The sequence below is a fragment of the Rhizobacter sp. LjRoot28 genome, from assembly GCF_964253025.1.
GTDB lineage: Bacteria > Pseudomonadota > Gammaproteobacteria > Burkholderiales > Burkholderiaceae_C > Rhizobacter.
Window position 1 is genome coordinate 2,730,342 of the sequence record NZ_CAXUQC020000001.1, and the last position, 14,293, is coordinate 2,744,634.

Genomic DNA, 14,293 nt, shown 5'->3' on the forward strand with positions numbered 1-14,293 from the left:
GCGGCCGGTGATCAGGCCGTGCGCGCCAGGATCGCTTCGTACACCTCGAGATCGTGCTTGGAAAAGCAGCAGAAGGTCACCTCGACCACGCCCTGTCCGTCGAAACTTCGGACCGTGGACACGGCGATGTGGGCGGCCTCGTTCACGGGGTACCCGTACACGCCGGTGCTGATCGAAGGAAAGGCCAGCGTGCGGACACCGTGGGCCGCCGCCAGTTCCAGCGAGCGCCGATAGCAGGCGGCCAGCAAGCCGGGCTCGCCGCGGGCGCCGCCGTGCCACACCGGCCCCACGGTGTGGATGACGTGCCGCGCCGGCAACCTGAAGCCGGGCGTGATGCGCGCATCTCCCGTGGGACAGCCACCGAGGTCGCGGCAGGCGGCCAGCAAGGCCGGGCCAGCTGCCCGATGAATGGCGCCGTCCACCCCGCCGCCGCCCAGCAGCGAGCTGTTGGCGGCGTTCACGATGGCGTCGACCGCCAGCGTCGTGATGTCGGCCTGGATCGCACGCAGCCGGGCCGGCATGCTCAGCGCCCCCGCCAGAAGAGCCCGTCCAGGTCCTTCATCGTGAGCTGTCGCCAGGTGGGCCGGCCGTGGTTGCACTGGTCGGCGCGTTCGGTGCGTTCCATGTCGCGCAGCAGCGCGTTCATCTCGTCGATCGTCAACTGGCGGTTGGCGCGCACGGCGCCATGGCAGGCCATCGTCGACAGGATCTCGTGCTGGGCGCGCTCGATGACGCTCGTGGCGTCGAACTGGCCGAGCTCGGCGATGACGCTGCGTGCCAGTTCCACCACGTCGCCACCGTCCAGCGCGGCCGGCCGCGACCGCACGGCCAGCGTGGTGGCCGACAGCGCGGAGATGTCGAGGCCGAGGCGGCGAAGGTTGTCACCCTGAGATTCCACGGTCGCGATCTCCTCGGCGGTGGCCGAGAAGGTGGCCGGGATCAGCAGCGGCTGCGTCTCGATGTCGGCTGCGCCCAGGCTCGCCTTCAGCCGCTCGTAAACGATGCGTTCGTGCGCCGCGTGCATGTCGACGATGACGAGGCCTTGGTCGTTCTCGGCGAGCACGAACACCCCGCCCACCTGGGCCAGCGCACGGCCGAGCGGCCAGTCGCCGGTCGGCAAGGCCGTTGCGGGCGCCGCGGCCGGTCGGCTGGCGGCTGCCTGCCATGCGGCCGGCGGTTCCTGGGCGAAGAGCACCGCGGCCTGTTGCAACCCGAGCCCCACCTGCACCCCCGGCCGGAAGTCGCGTCGGTCGGACGAGGCCTCGCGGTACGCCACGGGCGCCGGTCCGCGCGCCCACATGTCGTTGTCGGCCGCGGCCAACGCGTGGACGGCGTCGGGGCCCTCCATCGAGACCTGCAGCGGCGTGGTCGTCAGGGGCGCGCCTCCTGCCAGCGCCTGCGAAGCGGCAAGCGCCGACTCCACGGCGCGGCGCATCGCCTGGTGCACCTCGCGCGAATCACGGAAGCGCACCTCGATCTTGGTCGGATGCACGTTCACGTCCACCCGGTCGGGCGCGATCTCGACGAACAGCACGTAGGACGGCTGCCGGCCACCGTGCAGCACATCCTCATACGCCGACCGGATGCCGTGCGCGATGAGCTTGTCCCGCACATAGCGGCCGTTGACATAGACGTACTGCTGGTCGGCCCGCGCCCGAGCGGCCGCCGGAATGCCGGCGCGGCCGGACACGCGCATCGGCCCGAGCACCATGTCGACCGGCCGGCTCTGCTCGACGAAGTCGCCACCGAGCACGTCCTTCAGCCGCTGGTCGAGCGGCGCGCGTCGCCACTGCTGCACGAGCTTGCCCTCGTGCCACACCGCGAAGGCGACATCGGGCCGCGTCAAAGCGTGGCGGCGCACGGCGTCGACGCAGTGAGCCAGCTCGGTGGCGTCGCTCTTGAGGAACTTGCGGCGGGCCGGCGTGTTGAAGAAGAGCTCGCGCACCTCCACGCTCGTGCCCACCCCGCGGGCGGCCGGCGCCAGCTCCCCTGAGCGGGCATCCAGCCGCTGGGCATGCGGCGCACCGCCCGTGCGGCTGGAGATGCTCACCTCGGCGACGGAGGCGATCGCGGCCAGCGCCTCGCCGCGAAACCCCATGGTGAGCACGCTTTCCAGGTCGCTCAGCGAGCCGATCTTGCTGGTGGCGTGGCGGCGCAAGGCCAGCGGCAGGTCGGTTGCCGGGATGCCATGGCCGTCGTCCTCGATGAGGATGCTGCGCACGCCGCCGCCCACGAGCTTGACCACCACCTCGGTGGCGCCGGCGTCGAGGGCGTTGTCGACCAGCTCGCGCACCACCGACGCGGGGCGCTCCACCACCTCGCCCGCGGCGATCTGGCTGATGAGTTCATCGGGCAACTCGCGGATCGGGCGCGGTGCGGACGGCTGCAGGACGGCGTTCATCCCATCATTGTAGGGAGCGGCCACCGGCCTCAGGGACCCGCGACCGACGAGGGAATGCCAACTCGTCACCGCCCCCTCACCCGGGGGTCGGTCACCGAGCGATTCATCCGGGCATCACGCCCTGCCGTGATAATGCGCCGCATGGATATCGCCGCCTTCCTCATCGACTTCATCCTGCACGTCGACGTGCACCTCGCCAACTTCGTGGCCACCTACGGCACCTGGGTGTACGCCCTGCTGTTCGCCATCATCTTCGTGGAGACCGGGCTCGTCGTGATGCCCTTCCTCCCGGGCGATTCACTGCTCTTCGTGGTGGGTGCGCTGTGCGGGGCCGGGCTCATGAGCCTGCCCATCGCCATCGGCCTGCTCATCGTCGCGGCCATCCTGGGCGACCAGCTCAACTACAGCATCGGCCGCCACTTCGGCCCGAAGGTGTTCCAGTGGGAGAACTCCCGCTTCTTCAACAAGCGCGCCTTCCAGCAGGCCCACGCCTTCTACGAGCAGTACGGCGGCGCCACCATCATCGCCGCCCGCTTCATGCCCTTCCTGCGCACCTTCGCCCCCTTCGTGGCCGGTGTGGCCGAGATGACGCGCAGCAAGTTCACCCTCTTCAACGTCGTCGGCGCCCTCCTCTGGGTCGGCGGCATCGTGATGGCCGGCTACCTCTTCGGCAACATCCCCTGGGTGAAGGAAAACCTCGACAAGATCATCTGGGCCGCGATCATCATCCCGGGGCTGCTGGTGTTGTTCGGGGCGTGGAAGGCCAAGCGGCGCGCCGCGGCGCTGGTGGCCTGAGGGGCCGGTTGCCCAGTTCCGCCGGCCCGCGGTGCCGTTGAACGCGAACGGAAACGGTGGTTTGGCTGGCAACGTTCAACAGGGCTTTGCGGGAGTCGGTTCATGCGTGAGAACCACGCGGGCGATTTGGTAGAACTGCTGTCGTCCGTGACCGGTATGCACAGCGAATGCGTACCCGCGCTGATGCCTTTGACTAAGACTGCAACTGGCCAGTAGCGGCCGGCCGTGATAGGCCGCTCCGGAGTAGGCTGCTCGGCACCGCTGCCTCAAAGGATGCCTTTCGGGCCAGTGCAATTCGATGTGTGTGCGCGCCATTTGCGCACCTTGTCGGGATCCCCACGATCGCAGTTGCGGTGAGCCAATCCGCTGGTGAACACCTGCATTTGCTCGTTTCGTCGCCCGTCCGGACGGCCCGTCCATGGCGACGCGTATCCTACGATTCCATTCCGACCACACCCTCCATCGCCATGAAGTTCCCCTGGACCGCGCCCACTGCGAGGGACATCGTCGACGAGGTAGACGCCCTCAGCCACAACCAGCGATTCCGCCGGATGATCGAGCTCGGACGGCAGTCGGCCCGGAATCATCGACTGACGCAAGCGCTGCAGACGTTGGCGGACTCGGAGGTCCACTACGAGCGGATGCTGGCCTTGATGGCCGCGTCGGGGTCGCAGGACGCGGGCGTCGTGGCCAGCTTCCTGTGCGATCCGTCTCAGTCCCTCGCCCTGCGCGCCGCCCGACTTGCTACGCGGATAGTTCCCGACGGCGTGTTGCTGAAGCGGATGCCTGATTTGGCGCCGCGCTGTCGCCAGACACTGGCCTGGCGGCTCTGGAAGGCGGGCCGGGCCCATGTCAACGATGCGCTCGAATCAAAGCTGTCGCAGGCGGACCGTTTGCACCTTTTGCCCTGGACCAGTGACGCGTTCATCACTGCAAGGCTGGGCACGGACGAACTCGCAGCACTCGCACCGTCGCGATGGGCGACGCTGGCCCAGCGGCTGCCAGCGCACGTGCGGGACGTACTACTTCGTGAACTCGATGAAGCGGAGCCCGTCTCTTACGTTCTCCGCATGAAAGTCGTGGCAGCGCTGCAGGGCCTGTTACGCCAGGACCGCGTCGCGGGACTGACGCTGCTCGTGGCCGCCGCAGGCCGGATGCCGATCGCGACGCTTCCCATGGCCCGCTACGCCGCCTACTTCCCACAATCGGTGGCCGGCATCCTCCTGAATCACGGGGGAACGGCGCGTGTCGACTTAGCGGTCAATGTGCTGAAAAGGCTGGATCCCGAGACCGTATGTTCGCTGCAAATGGCGGACTCGCTGCGGAACCTGCAGGCCGCATTCCCTCGGCTGACCCCAGTTCAGCGCGCGGCGCTCTACGGTGTCGCCGGTGAGGGGTGGAGAGCGCCCAGCGGGGCGGTGCCCATCTCGCTGGTGCGCGCCTTGCCGCAGGAGACGCGGCAGGCCGAAGCGCGCCGTGCTTTCTCGGCACGCCTCCTTGAGACCGAGCCGATGACGCGCGTCGCTTACCTCGGCTGCCTGCCGTTTGCAGAGGCGTCGCAACTGGCGCGGCCGTACCTGTCGCAGCCGGACGGCGAACTGCGCGCCCAGGCTGTGGCTGCGGTGGTCCACGCCGCCCGCTACGAATCCGCGAGCTTGGACGCCGTGCTCGAATTCTGCATGGCTCGTGACAACGAGCAGGATCCGGTGCGGCTCACGATGTTCACGACACTCGCGGCGCTGCCCGTCTCGCGCTGGGACGCGAGGCATTTGCCCAGCTTCACTGCGCTGATTGACGCGGCGCTTCGAGCACGCGACTGCTCGTCCATGACGATGTCGGCCGCGGTGCAGTGGCTCATGGGGGTCATCGTCCAGCACCCCGATTTCGTCGCGACCACCTTGCCCCGCCTGGTCGAGCGCCTGGGCGGCGTTGGCAGGATCGGCGCGTCCCATTGGGAATCGCGCATGAGTGATCGGGAGATGCGGCAAGTCGCACCGCCGCTGATGCCGATGCTCGAGACCTGGGTCCAGCGCAACCAGGGCGGCGTCGCCGTGCGGTTGATCCTTGCGTTCGGTCGCCGGGCTAGGGCCGTCGAGTCCTTCACCGATCTCCTGTTCGCGCTTGCCCGGGACGGCCGTGCCATTGACGCCCGATCGGGGCTCGAGGCACTGGCGCACATCGGCCCTCCGAAGCAGGTAGACGAATGGATCCCGTCTTTGCTCGATCGCGAGCCCGGCTGGATCACGATCGGCACCGTGGCGCAGCACCTGCATTGGAACCGGCAAGACCTCTTGACGCCGTTCCTGACCGCGCGCCAGTTCAGCGGCCGCTTCTCCTCCGCCCAGGCGGCCTTTCTGCCTGTCTTTGAGCGCGGCTTCGAGCGTTGGACCGCCGCTCAGCAGCAGCGCTATGGCGACTCACTGCTCGCGATCCTGAACAGCTCCAAGCGGAACGCCTGGGAACTCTATGGCGTTGTCCAGCGATACGCGGCCATGCCGTCGCTCGCCCTGGATCCGATTGCTCGGCTCGCACGCCTGGACTCCCCGGACGCGGCGCTGCGCGACAAAGCACTGGAAGCACTCGGGCGCACAGACGGCGGGCGTGGAGTGCCCACGCTGGTCTCCGCGCTCGACGATGCGCGTGCCCGCGTCGCGATCTACGCCTTGCGGCAATCGGTGGTCGCCATGCCGGCTGCGGAGGCACTTCGGCTGATCGGCCAGGTGCCCCGGAACAAGGTCACGGTCGCCAAGGAGATCGTCCGGTTGGTCGGCGACCTGCGCAGCGACGCAGCGTACGACTTCCTCGGAGCGTTCGAGGAGGATGCGTCGCTGCACCCGGACGTGCGGATCGCGCTGCTGCGCGCCTATTGGAGCTTCCTCCACCGACCGGAAACCTGGCTGCGCTTTCGCACCGCGGCGCTCGACGGCCCTCCGGCGCTGGCACGTTCCACGATCCGGGTGCCCCAGGTCGGATTGACGCCCGAAGGCCAGCACGCCTGGGGCCAGCACATGGCCCTGTTGCTTCGACATGCCGACGCGCTCATCCGGAAGGAAACCCTGGAGCGCCTCGTGCAGATGCCGCCAGCGAGAGGAGAGTCGTCCCTGCGTGATGCCCTGGTCGGGCTGCTTGGCGATGTCGACTCCGCGCTGGTTCAACTGGCGGCGCAGGTCCTGCTCACAACCTACGGCCGCACGGCTGGCCAGGCGTTGGCAGCTGTTTTCGCCGCGGTGCAGCGGCCCCATTCGCTCGCGGCCATCGTCTCGGCATACTGCCATCTCCGCCGCGAAGGCGCGGCGGAACTGAGCACCTCCGCCGCCCCACTGGTGGACGCGCTGATTGACCGACGATGGCACATTGGCCAAGCGGTCCAGGTGGCGCTCACGGTCCTGCCACCGGAGCCGGCCCTGGATCTGCTTCGACGATTGCAGGCCAAGGGCTTTCTGCACCCGGGCGTCGTAGCCGACGCGGTCGCTTCGATGGCGCAGTGCGCCGCTGGCCGAAGCGTGCAAAACCTTGCCGCGATGGAAAGCGCGCTGGGCGCCGAGCCGTCCGGGGCGCTTCGTCGCATCGGGTTGAGCCTACTGTGCGAGCTGGCCGCGAAAGGGGGCTGGACGACCGAAGCGCGCGGGCGACTGGAGACGTATCGCGGAGATCGAGATCAGTGGGTGTCTGATACGGCGGATCTGGTGCGTGTGCCAAGCGAGGTGGCGGACGGGTATGAGACAGGAGAGTGACCCCCTTTCATTAGACTGATCTCGACCAAGCAACTCCCACCCTCGCTGCTTGTGGACCTGCACGGGTGTCAAGGATGGATACGACAAGCGGCAGCGCGTGCCGTTGAGCTCGTCAAAGCTTTCGACCGAGCCAGGTCAACGATTGATTCGGCATGGCAGCACGCTTTTCTTCGAATCGCGAATGTACCCGGCGCGACCGAGGTCAAGGCGTATTTCGGCGGCTCGCGTGGCGTTGAAATCGTCGACGTTATCGCTCACAAGCCCTTCATCCATTGGGCGTGCGGGATCGCCGGCCAGATATGCGATTCGCTTCAATCAGCCCGTCCGTTCAAGGTAGCACTGGTTGAGCTCAATGCCGATTTATCTTGCGAAATGAAGTACGAATTTCAGAATCCGCAGCGATGGGCAATCTCGAGATTGAAAGGCGGATCAGGGCTCCCGGCCGAATACTGAAATCGGGGAAACAACCACCGCTTTTCGCCGGCTAATCCGACATGCCGAAGGGTAGCAACGGGACGGTAACGGCCCATCGTCGGTCCAACAGTGTGCACGGCTTCGCGACGATCCAGTTCGGGGCCGCGGACCATCCTGAGAATTCTGCGCAGACCGGCGTTGACTCAGGCGCACTCAAAGCGATCCGCGCGTCGGACTTGCATGCGGGACGCCGCCTGGTCGTCAGGTCGTAGTAAAGGGCCTTCACCACGCGAACCGCGGCTTCGCCGCATCGGCCCGCGCCGCGGGGGCGGTCAGCGCTGCCTGATCGCCAAGGACCGAGCGGCCCCCAAGCGCCGAGACACCGCAGCGTTCAGCTCCCGGGTGAGCGGGTTCCATCGTGCGGAGATCTTGTCGAGGTCCGCGGTCAGCCGATCGGCCGTGGCGGTCTCGCCCCGGGCCAGGCACCAGATGGCGTACTCCGCCTTGGCTTCATACGTGCCGTGCTGTTCGATGGCCGCATCGAAGGCCACACGGGCTTCGGCGTCCCGCGACGTGCCCGCGTACGAACGCGCGATGAGCAAGGCCACCGCGTCCGGGCGGAAGTCGGGGCGCTCCGCTCGCAAGGCTTCGAGGTGGCGCAGGGCCTCGACATAGCGCTGGCATTCGACGAACGCGCGTGCTGCGCCGAGGCGAATGTCGGGGTCCGAAGCGAAGGGGCCGTGCAGGCAGGCCTCATAGCGCTCGGCCGCCTCACCGGCATCACCCGTGTCGAGCAGTGCGGCCGCCAGGCGCAGCTGGTTCTGAGCCGTCGGCGCCTCGTCCAGCGCGATGCGCGCTTCGCGCACTTCACGCGTGGGATCCAGCGCTCGCGCTGCGGCCGAGACGGCCCGCAGGGCACCCCGCTCCATCCGGGAATTGGGCAGGTAGACCCCGAAGAGGTACACGAGGCTGCCCAACAGCGGGAAGGCGAACAAGATGAACAGCCAGTACATCTGCTGGCGTGTGCGGATGGCATGGATCGCGCACAGCAACGCGAACACGACGTGAAGCCCCAGACCTGCGAATGGCATCGCCCCTCCCCTTTTGTATTGTTGGCGTTTGCGACCGGCATTCTGGCGCAAGCCCGACGGGCGTTCCACCGCAGACTCTGAAAAAACTGGCGGCCGACTGCCACGCTCCACGAAAGAAGGTCGCAACGCTCGATTGCCTCCGCATCGCAACGATTGGAAGGCCATGCGCCGCTCCGAATTGGGCTGGGATTGCGGACTTGTTCAGTGCATGAGTGCTCAAGGCCGTCGCGACAATGTCGATATAGGGTTTACCCCCATTTCGACACAACAAGGGCCACGAGCCCTTCAAGCCATGACCACGTTCCGCTACCTGCTCCGCGCCTTGCGCCTCATGTTCACTGCCGAGACCTTGGATCAGCGAGAAGAGAAGTTTCTCTCCGGGGCGTCCGACCACGCCGACCTGGAGCGACGCATCGCTGCGCACTCGCGCGGCTTCATGGCCTTGATCCCGTCGAGCACCGGTCGCTGAAATTCCAGGTCAGTTCTATCGACCTTTCAGGTGCCCGCCTGCCGTCCCGGTTGGCGCGGCGACACATGCCGTCCATCGGCGCTCGGCCGCGGCAGTGCGTTGCAGCGACCGACTGGATCCGCGGGCGTGACGCAGCCATTCGAACGCCTTGAGCCGCGGGTTCGACAGCGCCTTGGCCGAGCAGCAGCAACTCCGAACGACCCGTTCAGAGCTGCCGATTGCGCGCCAGCGGCGGATTCTTCGCGAAGTACCGTCGAATGCCCACCGAGAGCGCCTCAACCAGTTCAGCCTAGTAGTCCGGGGGCGTCGGGGTCAGGTCCGCCACTTTGCAATCCTATGGACGTCTATACAAATGCGCGGCCCCCACGATCGCAGCCTCGGCGCAGCGCGCTGGATCAGCCCACGCGACGTCGCACGCCCCAGCCGATGCCGGCAAATCCCAGCATCATGAGCAAGGCGCTCGCAGGCTCGGGCACGGGTGAATGCAGCCCCTCCTGGAACACCATGTCGTAGTCAGAGCGCAATTCGCCTGCTGCGAAGTTGGTGATCAGCAGTTCACCGCCAGCATATGAGTTGTCGGTGGTGATCCGGATGCCGAGGGAGCCTGTGAGGATGGCGAGCTCGGCAACGTAGGTCTGGCCCGGGTTCAGGGCGAGGCGCTCGTTGAGGTCGAAGTGGAACCAGAAGCTGCCCGCCTTGTCGACGAGTACCGGGGCGGACTCGGCCAGGATGTTGCCGCTGAGCCCGTCGAAACCCGCGAGGCCGTCGCGAACGCGCACCACCACGTTCGCCTCGAATCCGCCCAACAGAAAGTCAAAGGCGTCGACTGCGGACAGGCCCGCGGTAAAGGACTGACCATAGGAGTTTGGCGCGATGTTGCCGCCGGTGCCCGTGAAGGGACCCGGGTTGGCCTGGTCGATGGTGGTGATGGGTGCCGCCGTGGCGGCAAGCGCGCTGATCAGCAGGACCGCGGGCAAAAGCCGAGCGGTCAGTGAGCGCAGGGAGGGCGTGGTCATGGAGGTTCCTTCGATGAGACAGGACCGCAAGACACTGCGGGTCGCGCTGAGCGGCGGTCGATCACCTGGCGCGGCGCGGAGTGCACTACCCCCGGCGCCGCCGAGTTGTACCATGCACGCCCCGTCTGCGGGGCATTGATTTCCGAGACGACCAGGCCAGTCCCAAGCCCGATTGACCGGGTTGGGTCCATGCCCGCCAGTCAGGCGCTTTTCCATCCGTGCCCGTGGCTGCGGCGCGGCTGCTCGATAGGCAGGCGCTGAGGAACACCAGAGCTCTGCAGTTGACGAATGCAAGGCCGACTTGAAGGTGCTCTCCGCCTGACGCCCTTCCTCGCACAACTCCGGCCGTGGATTCAGCAGCCAAACGAAGCACAGCCAACGTCAACCGAATAGTTCAGAGCTGCCGATTGCGCGCCAGCGGCGGATTCTTCGCGAAGTACCGTCGAATGCCGACCGAGAGCGCCTCCACCAGTTCAGCCTGGTAGTCCGGGTCCCGCAGCTTCTGCTCTTCCTCCGGATTCGAGATGAACGCCGTCTCGACGAGGATGGAGGGGATGTCGGGCGCCTTCAGCACGGCGAATCCGGCCTGCTCGACGTTGCGCTTGTGCAGGCGCCCCACCTTGCCGATCTGGCCCAGCACCTCGTTGCCGAGCTTGAGGCTGTCCTTGATCTGGGCGGCGGTGCTCATGTCGAGCAGGGTGCGCATCACGGTGGCGTCGCGGGCCTTGATGTTCACGCCGCCGACGATGTCGGCCGCATTCTCCTTGTTGGCCATCCAGCGCGCCGCGGCGCTGGTGGCGCCGCCTTGCGAAAGGGCGAACACCGAGGCGCCGCGGGCCTGGGGCTTCATGAAGGCGTCGGCGTGGATGGAGACGAAGAGGTCGGCTTGCACGCGGCGCGCCTTGCGCACGCGTTCGTGCAGGGGCACGAAGAAGTCGGCATCGCGGGTGAGCATGGCGCGCATGCCGGGCATCTTGTTCAGGCTGTCGCGCAGCTTCAGTGCCACCGCCAGCACCACGTCCTTCTCGCGCAGCCCGCTCGGGCCGATGGCGCCAGGGTCTTCACCGCCGTGGCCGGGGTCGAGGGCCACGATGATGAGGCGGTCGATGCGCTCCTGGGTGGTGGGCGGCGGGCGCGGCGTCATCATGGGCGGCGTGGATGCCGCCGGTTCCGGGCTGCTGGCCGCCCCGCCCGGTGGGCGCGGCAGCGGCGGCCGGCCCATCTTGCCGATGAACTCGCCGAGCGCGTCCTGCACCGCCTCGGCGGCCTGTTGCTCCGCCGTCTGCTTCTCGCTGATGAGCGCCAGCAGCGGGTCGACCTCCTGCACGGGGTGCAGGTCGAACACGAGCCGGTGCTGGTAGGCGGCCACCGGGTCGAGCGTGAAGAGCTGCGGTGCGGTGGCCTGCTTCAGGTCGAGCACCAGGCGCACGACGCGGGGCTGGTTCTGGCCCACGCGCACGCCGGCGATGTACGGGTCGTCCGACTTGACCTTCCCGACGAGCTCGCGCAGCGCGGGGCTCAACTCCAGGCCATCGATGTCGATGACGAGGCGGCGCGGGTTGTCCGCCATGAAGTGCTTGACGGACAGCACGGTGTCGGACTCGAGCGTCACGCGGGTGTACTCGTCGGCGGGCCAGACGCGCACGGCCACGAGCGAGGCGCCGAAGGCGATCTCGGCGGAGCCGAGGCTCAGCACGACGCTGCCGAGCGCCTGCAATGCGGTGCGCCGCTTCACGGCAGCAGCTCCAGGCCGAGGGGGGTGCAGGCGGAATAGGTCACGCGGCGTTCGTCTCCGGAAAGCGGGACGAGTTCCATCCGCAGGTCCGGCACGGGCAGCAGGCCGGCGGCCTGCTCGGGCCATTCGGCGAGCTTGAGGCCGGCGCTTGCGAACACGTCGCGAAAGCCGGCGTCCTCCCATTCCTGGGGATCGTTGAAGCGGTAGAAGTCGAAGTGCCAGACCTTGCGGCCCGCCGGTTCATAGGCTTCCATCACGGCGTAGGTGGGGCTCTTCACCCGACCCGTCACGCCGAGCGCCTGCAGCAGATGGCGAACGAAGGTTGTCTTGCCGGCACCCAGCGTGCCGTGCAACTCGATGTAGGCCTGCGCAACCGCAGGGCGCGCTGCGAGCTCGCGGGCGGCGGCGGCGCATGCCCCCTCGTCGGGCCAGTGCTGCGTGCGGGTTTCTAGAATCGGCAAATGACGGACGTCCGGATCGAAGACAAGGAACTCCAGGCCTCGCTGGTCGAGCAGCTGCGGGGCTGGGCGCGTGCGCTCGGATTTTCACAGATCGGCGTGGCCGATGTGGATCTGTCGTCGGCCGAGCCGGGTCTTTTGGCCTGGCTGCAGGACGGCTTTCACGGTTCGATGGCCTACATGGCCACCCACGGGCTGCGTCGCGCCCGTCCGGCCGAGCTGGTGCCGGGCACCGTGCGCGTCATCACCGCGCGCATGGACTACCTGCCACGCGACTTGCCGGACGGCTGGCAGGCCGTCGAGTGGCAGCGCCTCGACGAGCCCACGGCGGCCGGCGTCTCGCTCTACGCGCGCGGCCGGGACTACCACAAGGTGCTGCGCAACCGGCTCCAGAAGCTCGCCGACCAGCTGGCGGCCGAGGTCGGCCCGCTCGGCTACCGCGTCTTCACCGACTCCGCGCCGGTGCTGGAGGTGGAGCTCGCGTCGCGCAGCGGCATCGGCTGGCGCGGCAAGCACACCCTCACCCTGCACCGCGAGGCAGGCTCGATGTTTTTCCTCGGCGAGATCTATGTCGACCTGCCGCTGCCCTTGTCCGAACCGGTCAGCGCCCACTGCGGCGAATGCCGCGCCTGCATCGACGTCTGCCCCACGGGCGCGATCGTGGCGCCGTACCGCGTGGACGCGCGCCGCTGCATCTCGTACCTCACCATCGAGCACGACGGCGCCATCCCGGAGGACCTTCGCCCGCTCATGGGCAACCGCATCTACGGCTGCGACGACTGCCAGTTGGTGTGCCCCTGGAACAAGTTCGCCCAGCGCAGCACCCTCCCCGACTTCGACGCCCGCGCGCCACTCACCCACCCGGACCTGCTGACGCTCTGGCGCTGGACCGAGGACGACTTCCTGCGCCACACCGAAGGCGGCCCCATCCGCCGCATCGGCTTCGAGCGATGGCAGCGCAACATTGCCGTGGGTCTGGGCAACGCGCTGCGCCAGGTCTTGACCCCGGAACAGGACGACGAGATCCGGCACGCCCTCGCCGCTCGGCGCGAGGCTGCCACGGAACTCGTGCGCGAGCACATCGACTGGGCCCTGCGCCACGCGCCGCGCCGCTGACTGCGGCAATCAGGGTCTCAGGTCACCCATCCGAGCACGGCCAGCCACCACGGGATGCTCACCATGCCGATGAGGATGGAGAGCGACACCAGACCGGCCACGAAGGGCCCGTCGCCGCCCATGCGGGCCGCGAGCACATAGGCGCTCGAGGCCGTCGGCATGGCAGCGAACAGCACGACCACCAGCCGCTGCTCGGGCGGCAGCGCGAAGGCGATGGCCAGGCCGATGCCGATCATCGGCAGCACGGCGTGCCGAATGGCAAGGAAGGTGGCGCCCAGCACCGGGGCGGACTTGAGTCCGCCGAGCCGCAGGCCGGCCCCCACCGCGAGCAGGCCGACCGGCAGCGCCGCGACGCCGATGCGCTGCAGGGTGGTGCTCACGGCGTCGGGAAAACGCACGCCGGCGAGGTTGGCCGCCAGGCCGAGCAAGGTGGCGACGATCAGCGGGTTGCGCACGATCTCGCGGGCGTACGACTGGCCACCGTGGCGCGCCAGCGGCCACACGGCCGCGACGTTGCAGATGGGCACCCCGAAGGCCATGAGCAGGGCCATCCAGGCGACGCCGGTCGGCCCGCCGAGTCGCTCCGCGAGTGCCAGTGCGATGAAGGAGTTGAAGCGGAACGACACCTGTGCACCGGAGGCATGCAGGCGGCCATCCACGCCGGGCCACAGGCGCACCGCATAGGCGAGCGCCACACCGCACAGCAGCGTGGTGAGCCCCGCGGCCGTCAGGCTCATGGTCTGAGCCGGCTGAAGCGGGCTGCGCACCACCGAGTTGAACAACAGCACGGGAAACAGCAGGTAGTACACCAGCCGCTCGGCGGCTTCCCACACGCTGCGGTCGAGTGCCGTGAAGCGGCACAGGAAGAAGCCGCAGGCGATCAGCAGGAAGTCGGGCAGCAGCAGCAAAGCGGTGGACATCCGGCAAGTGTGCCAGCCGCGACGCTGCGTAGTTTCCACAGCCCGCGAGCGCCAAGGCGCGTGCAACATGCCACGTCACAGGCCTTCCGGGGCCTGCCGCCTCGGGCACATGCGCGATACTCCGACGATCCGGAGACTGCAGCG

12 protein-coding genes are annotated in these 14,293 nt (G+C 68.0%); 5 read left to right on the forward strand and 7 right to left on the reverse strand.

Going from position 1 to position 14,293, the window contains the following annotated elements; all coding sequences use genetic code 11:
* Nucleotides 1-11: 11 nt before the first annotated feature.
* Entirely contained in the window at nucleotides 12-521 is a 510-nt protein-coding gene (locus ACSQ2F_RS12460; RefSeq protein WP_436023211.1) for an O-acetyl-ADP-ribose deacetylase, read from the reverse strand.
* 2 nt (nucleotides 522-523) lie between these two features.
* Nucleotides 524-2,401, reverse strand: a complete 1,878-nt coding sequence (mutL, locus tag ACSQ2F_RS12465) for a DNA mismatch repair endonuclease MutL (protein ID WP_436023213.1) — start codon at nucleotides 2,399-2,401, stop codon at nucleotides 524-526.
* A 141-nt stretch (nucleotides 2,402-2,542) separates the two neighbouring features.
* On the opposite strand from mutL, the gene ACSQ2F_RS12470 reads away from it, so the two are divergent.
* From ACSQ2F_RS12470 to ACSQ2F_RS12480, 3 genes are all read left to right on the forward strand, one after another.
* Complete coding sequence (locus ACSQ2F_RS12470; protein ID WP_436023215.1) at nucleotides 2,543-3,196, forward strand: DedA family protein; 654 nt, start codon at nucleotides 2,543-2,545, stop codon at nucleotides 3,194-3,196.
* Between the two features lie 467 nt (nucleotides 3,197-3,663).
* Entirely contained in the window at nucleotides 3,664-6,930 is a 3,267-nt protein-coding gene (locus ACSQ2F_RS12475; protein WP_436023217.1) for a hypothetical protein, read from the forward strand.
* Between the two features lie 51 nt (nucleotides 6,931-6,981).
* Nucleotides 6,982-7,383, forward strand: a complete 402-nt coding sequence (locus ACSQ2F_RS12480; protein ID WP_436023219.1) for a hypothetical protein — start codon at nucleotides 6,982-6,984, stop codon at nucleotides 7,381-7,383.
* Between the two features lie 293 nt (nucleotides 7,384-7,676).
* On the opposite strand, the gene ACSQ2F_RS12485 is transcribed toward ACSQ2F_RS12480, so the two are convergent.
* Nucleotides 7,677-8,435, reverse strand: coding sequence for a tetratricopeptide repeat protein (locus ACSQ2F_RS12485; protein ID WP_436023221.1), 759 nt, complete (start codon nucleotides 8,433-8,435; stop codon nucleotides 7,677-7,679).
* Nucleotides 8,436-8,727: 292 nt separating this feature from the next.
* Between ACSQ2F_RS12485 and ACSQ2F_RS12490 the strand changes: the two genes are divergently transcribed.
* Entirely contained in the window at nucleotides 8,728-8,904 is a 177-nt protein-coding gene (locus ACSQ2F_RS12490; protein WP_436023223.1) for a hypothetical protein, read from the forward strand.
* Between the two features lie 395 nt (nucleotides 8,905-9,299).
* Here ACSQ2F_RS12490 and ACSQ2F_RS12495 read toward each other — a convergent pair whose 3' ends face one another.
* The 3 genes from ACSQ2F_RS12495 to tsaE all read right to left on the reverse strand — a co-directional run bounded on the left by ACSQ2F_RS12495 (nucleotide 9,300) and on the right by tsaE (nucleotide 12,116).
* Nucleotides 9,300-9,920, reverse strand: a complete 621-nt coding sequence (locus ACSQ2F_RS12495; protein ID WP_436023225.1) for a PEP-CTERM sorting domain-containing protein — start codon at nucleotides 9,918-9,920, stop codon at nucleotides 9,300-9,302.
* A 394-nt stretch (nucleotides 9,921-10,314) separates the two neighbouring features.
* Nucleotides 10,315-11,655 (reverse strand): N-acetylmuramoyl-L-alanine amidase, encoded by a 1,341-nt coding sequence (locus ACSQ2F_RS12500; RefSeq protein WP_436023227.1) that lies wholly within the window; start codon nucleotides 11,653-11,655, stop codon nucleotides 10,315-10,317.
* Nucleotides 11,652-12,116: a tRNA (adenosine(37)-N6)-threonylcarbamoyltransferase complex ATPase subunit type 1 TsaE gene (tsaE, locus tag ACSQ2F_RS12505; protein WP_436023229.1), complete on the reverse strand. Its 465-nt coding sequence runs from the start codon at nucleotides 12,114-12,116 to the stop codon at nucleotides 11,652-11,654. Before tsaE ends, ACSQ2F_RS12500 begins: the two co-directional genes overlap by 4 nt.
* Between tsaE and queG the strand changes: the two genes are divergently transcribed.
* Nucleotides 12,117-13,229: a tRNA epoxyqueuosine(34) reductase QueG gene (queG, locus tag ACSQ2F_RS12510; RefSeq protein WP_436023231.1), complete on the forward strand. Its 1,113-nt coding sequence runs from the start codon at nucleotides 12,117-12,119 to the stop codon at nucleotides 13,227-13,229.
* Nucleotides 13,230-13,246: 17 nt separating this feature from the next.
* Here the strand turns inward: queG and ACSQ2F_RS12515 are convergent, their stop codons facing one another.
* Complete coding sequence (locus ACSQ2F_RS12515) at nucleotides 13,247-14,149, reverse strand: AEC family transporter (protein WP_436023233.1); 903 nt, start codon at nucleotides 14,147-14,149, stop codon at nucleotides 13,247-13,249.
* Nucleotides 14,150-14,293: the final 144 nt, after the last annotated feature.

Bases quoted from the DNA above. Each gene is read 5' to 3' on its own strand.
- ACSQ2F_RS12460 (WP_436023211.1), bottom strand. From the start codon at position 521: ATGCCGGCCCGGCTGCGTGCGATCCAGGCCGACATCACGACGCTGGCG.
- mutL (WP_436023213.1), bottom strand. From the start codon at position 2,401: ATGAACGCCGTCCTGCAGCCGTCCGCACCGCGCCCGATCCGCGAGTTG.
- ACSQ2F_RS12470 (WP_436023215.1), top strand. From the start codon at position 2,543: ATGGATATCGCCGCCTTCCTCATCGACTTCATCCTGCACGTCGACGTG.
- ACSQ2F_RS12475 (WP_436023217.1), top strand. From the start codon at position 3,664: ATGAAGTTCCCCTGGACCGCGCCCACTGCGAGGGACATCGTCGACGAG.
- ACSQ2F_RS12485 (WP_436023221.1), bottom strand. From the start codon at position 8,435: ATGCCATTCGCAGGTCTGGGGCTTCACGTCGTGTTCGCGTTGCTGTGC.
- ACSQ2F_RS12490 (WP_436023223.1), top strand. From the start codon at position 8,728: ATGACCACGTTCCGCTACCTGCTCCGCGCCTTGCGCCTCATGTTCACT.
- ACSQ2F_RS12495 (WP_436023225.1), bottom strand. From the start codon at position 9,920: ATGACCACGCCCTCCCTGCGCTCACTGACCGCTCGGCTTTTGCCCGCG.
- queG (WP_436023231.1), top strand. From the start codon at position 12,117: ATGACGGACGTCCGGATCGAAGACAAGGAACTCCAGGCCTCGCTGGTC.
- ACSQ2F_RS12515 (WP_436023233.1), bottom strand. From the start codon at position 14,149: ATGTCCACCGCTTTGCTGCTGCTGCCCGACTTCCTGCTGATCGCCTGC.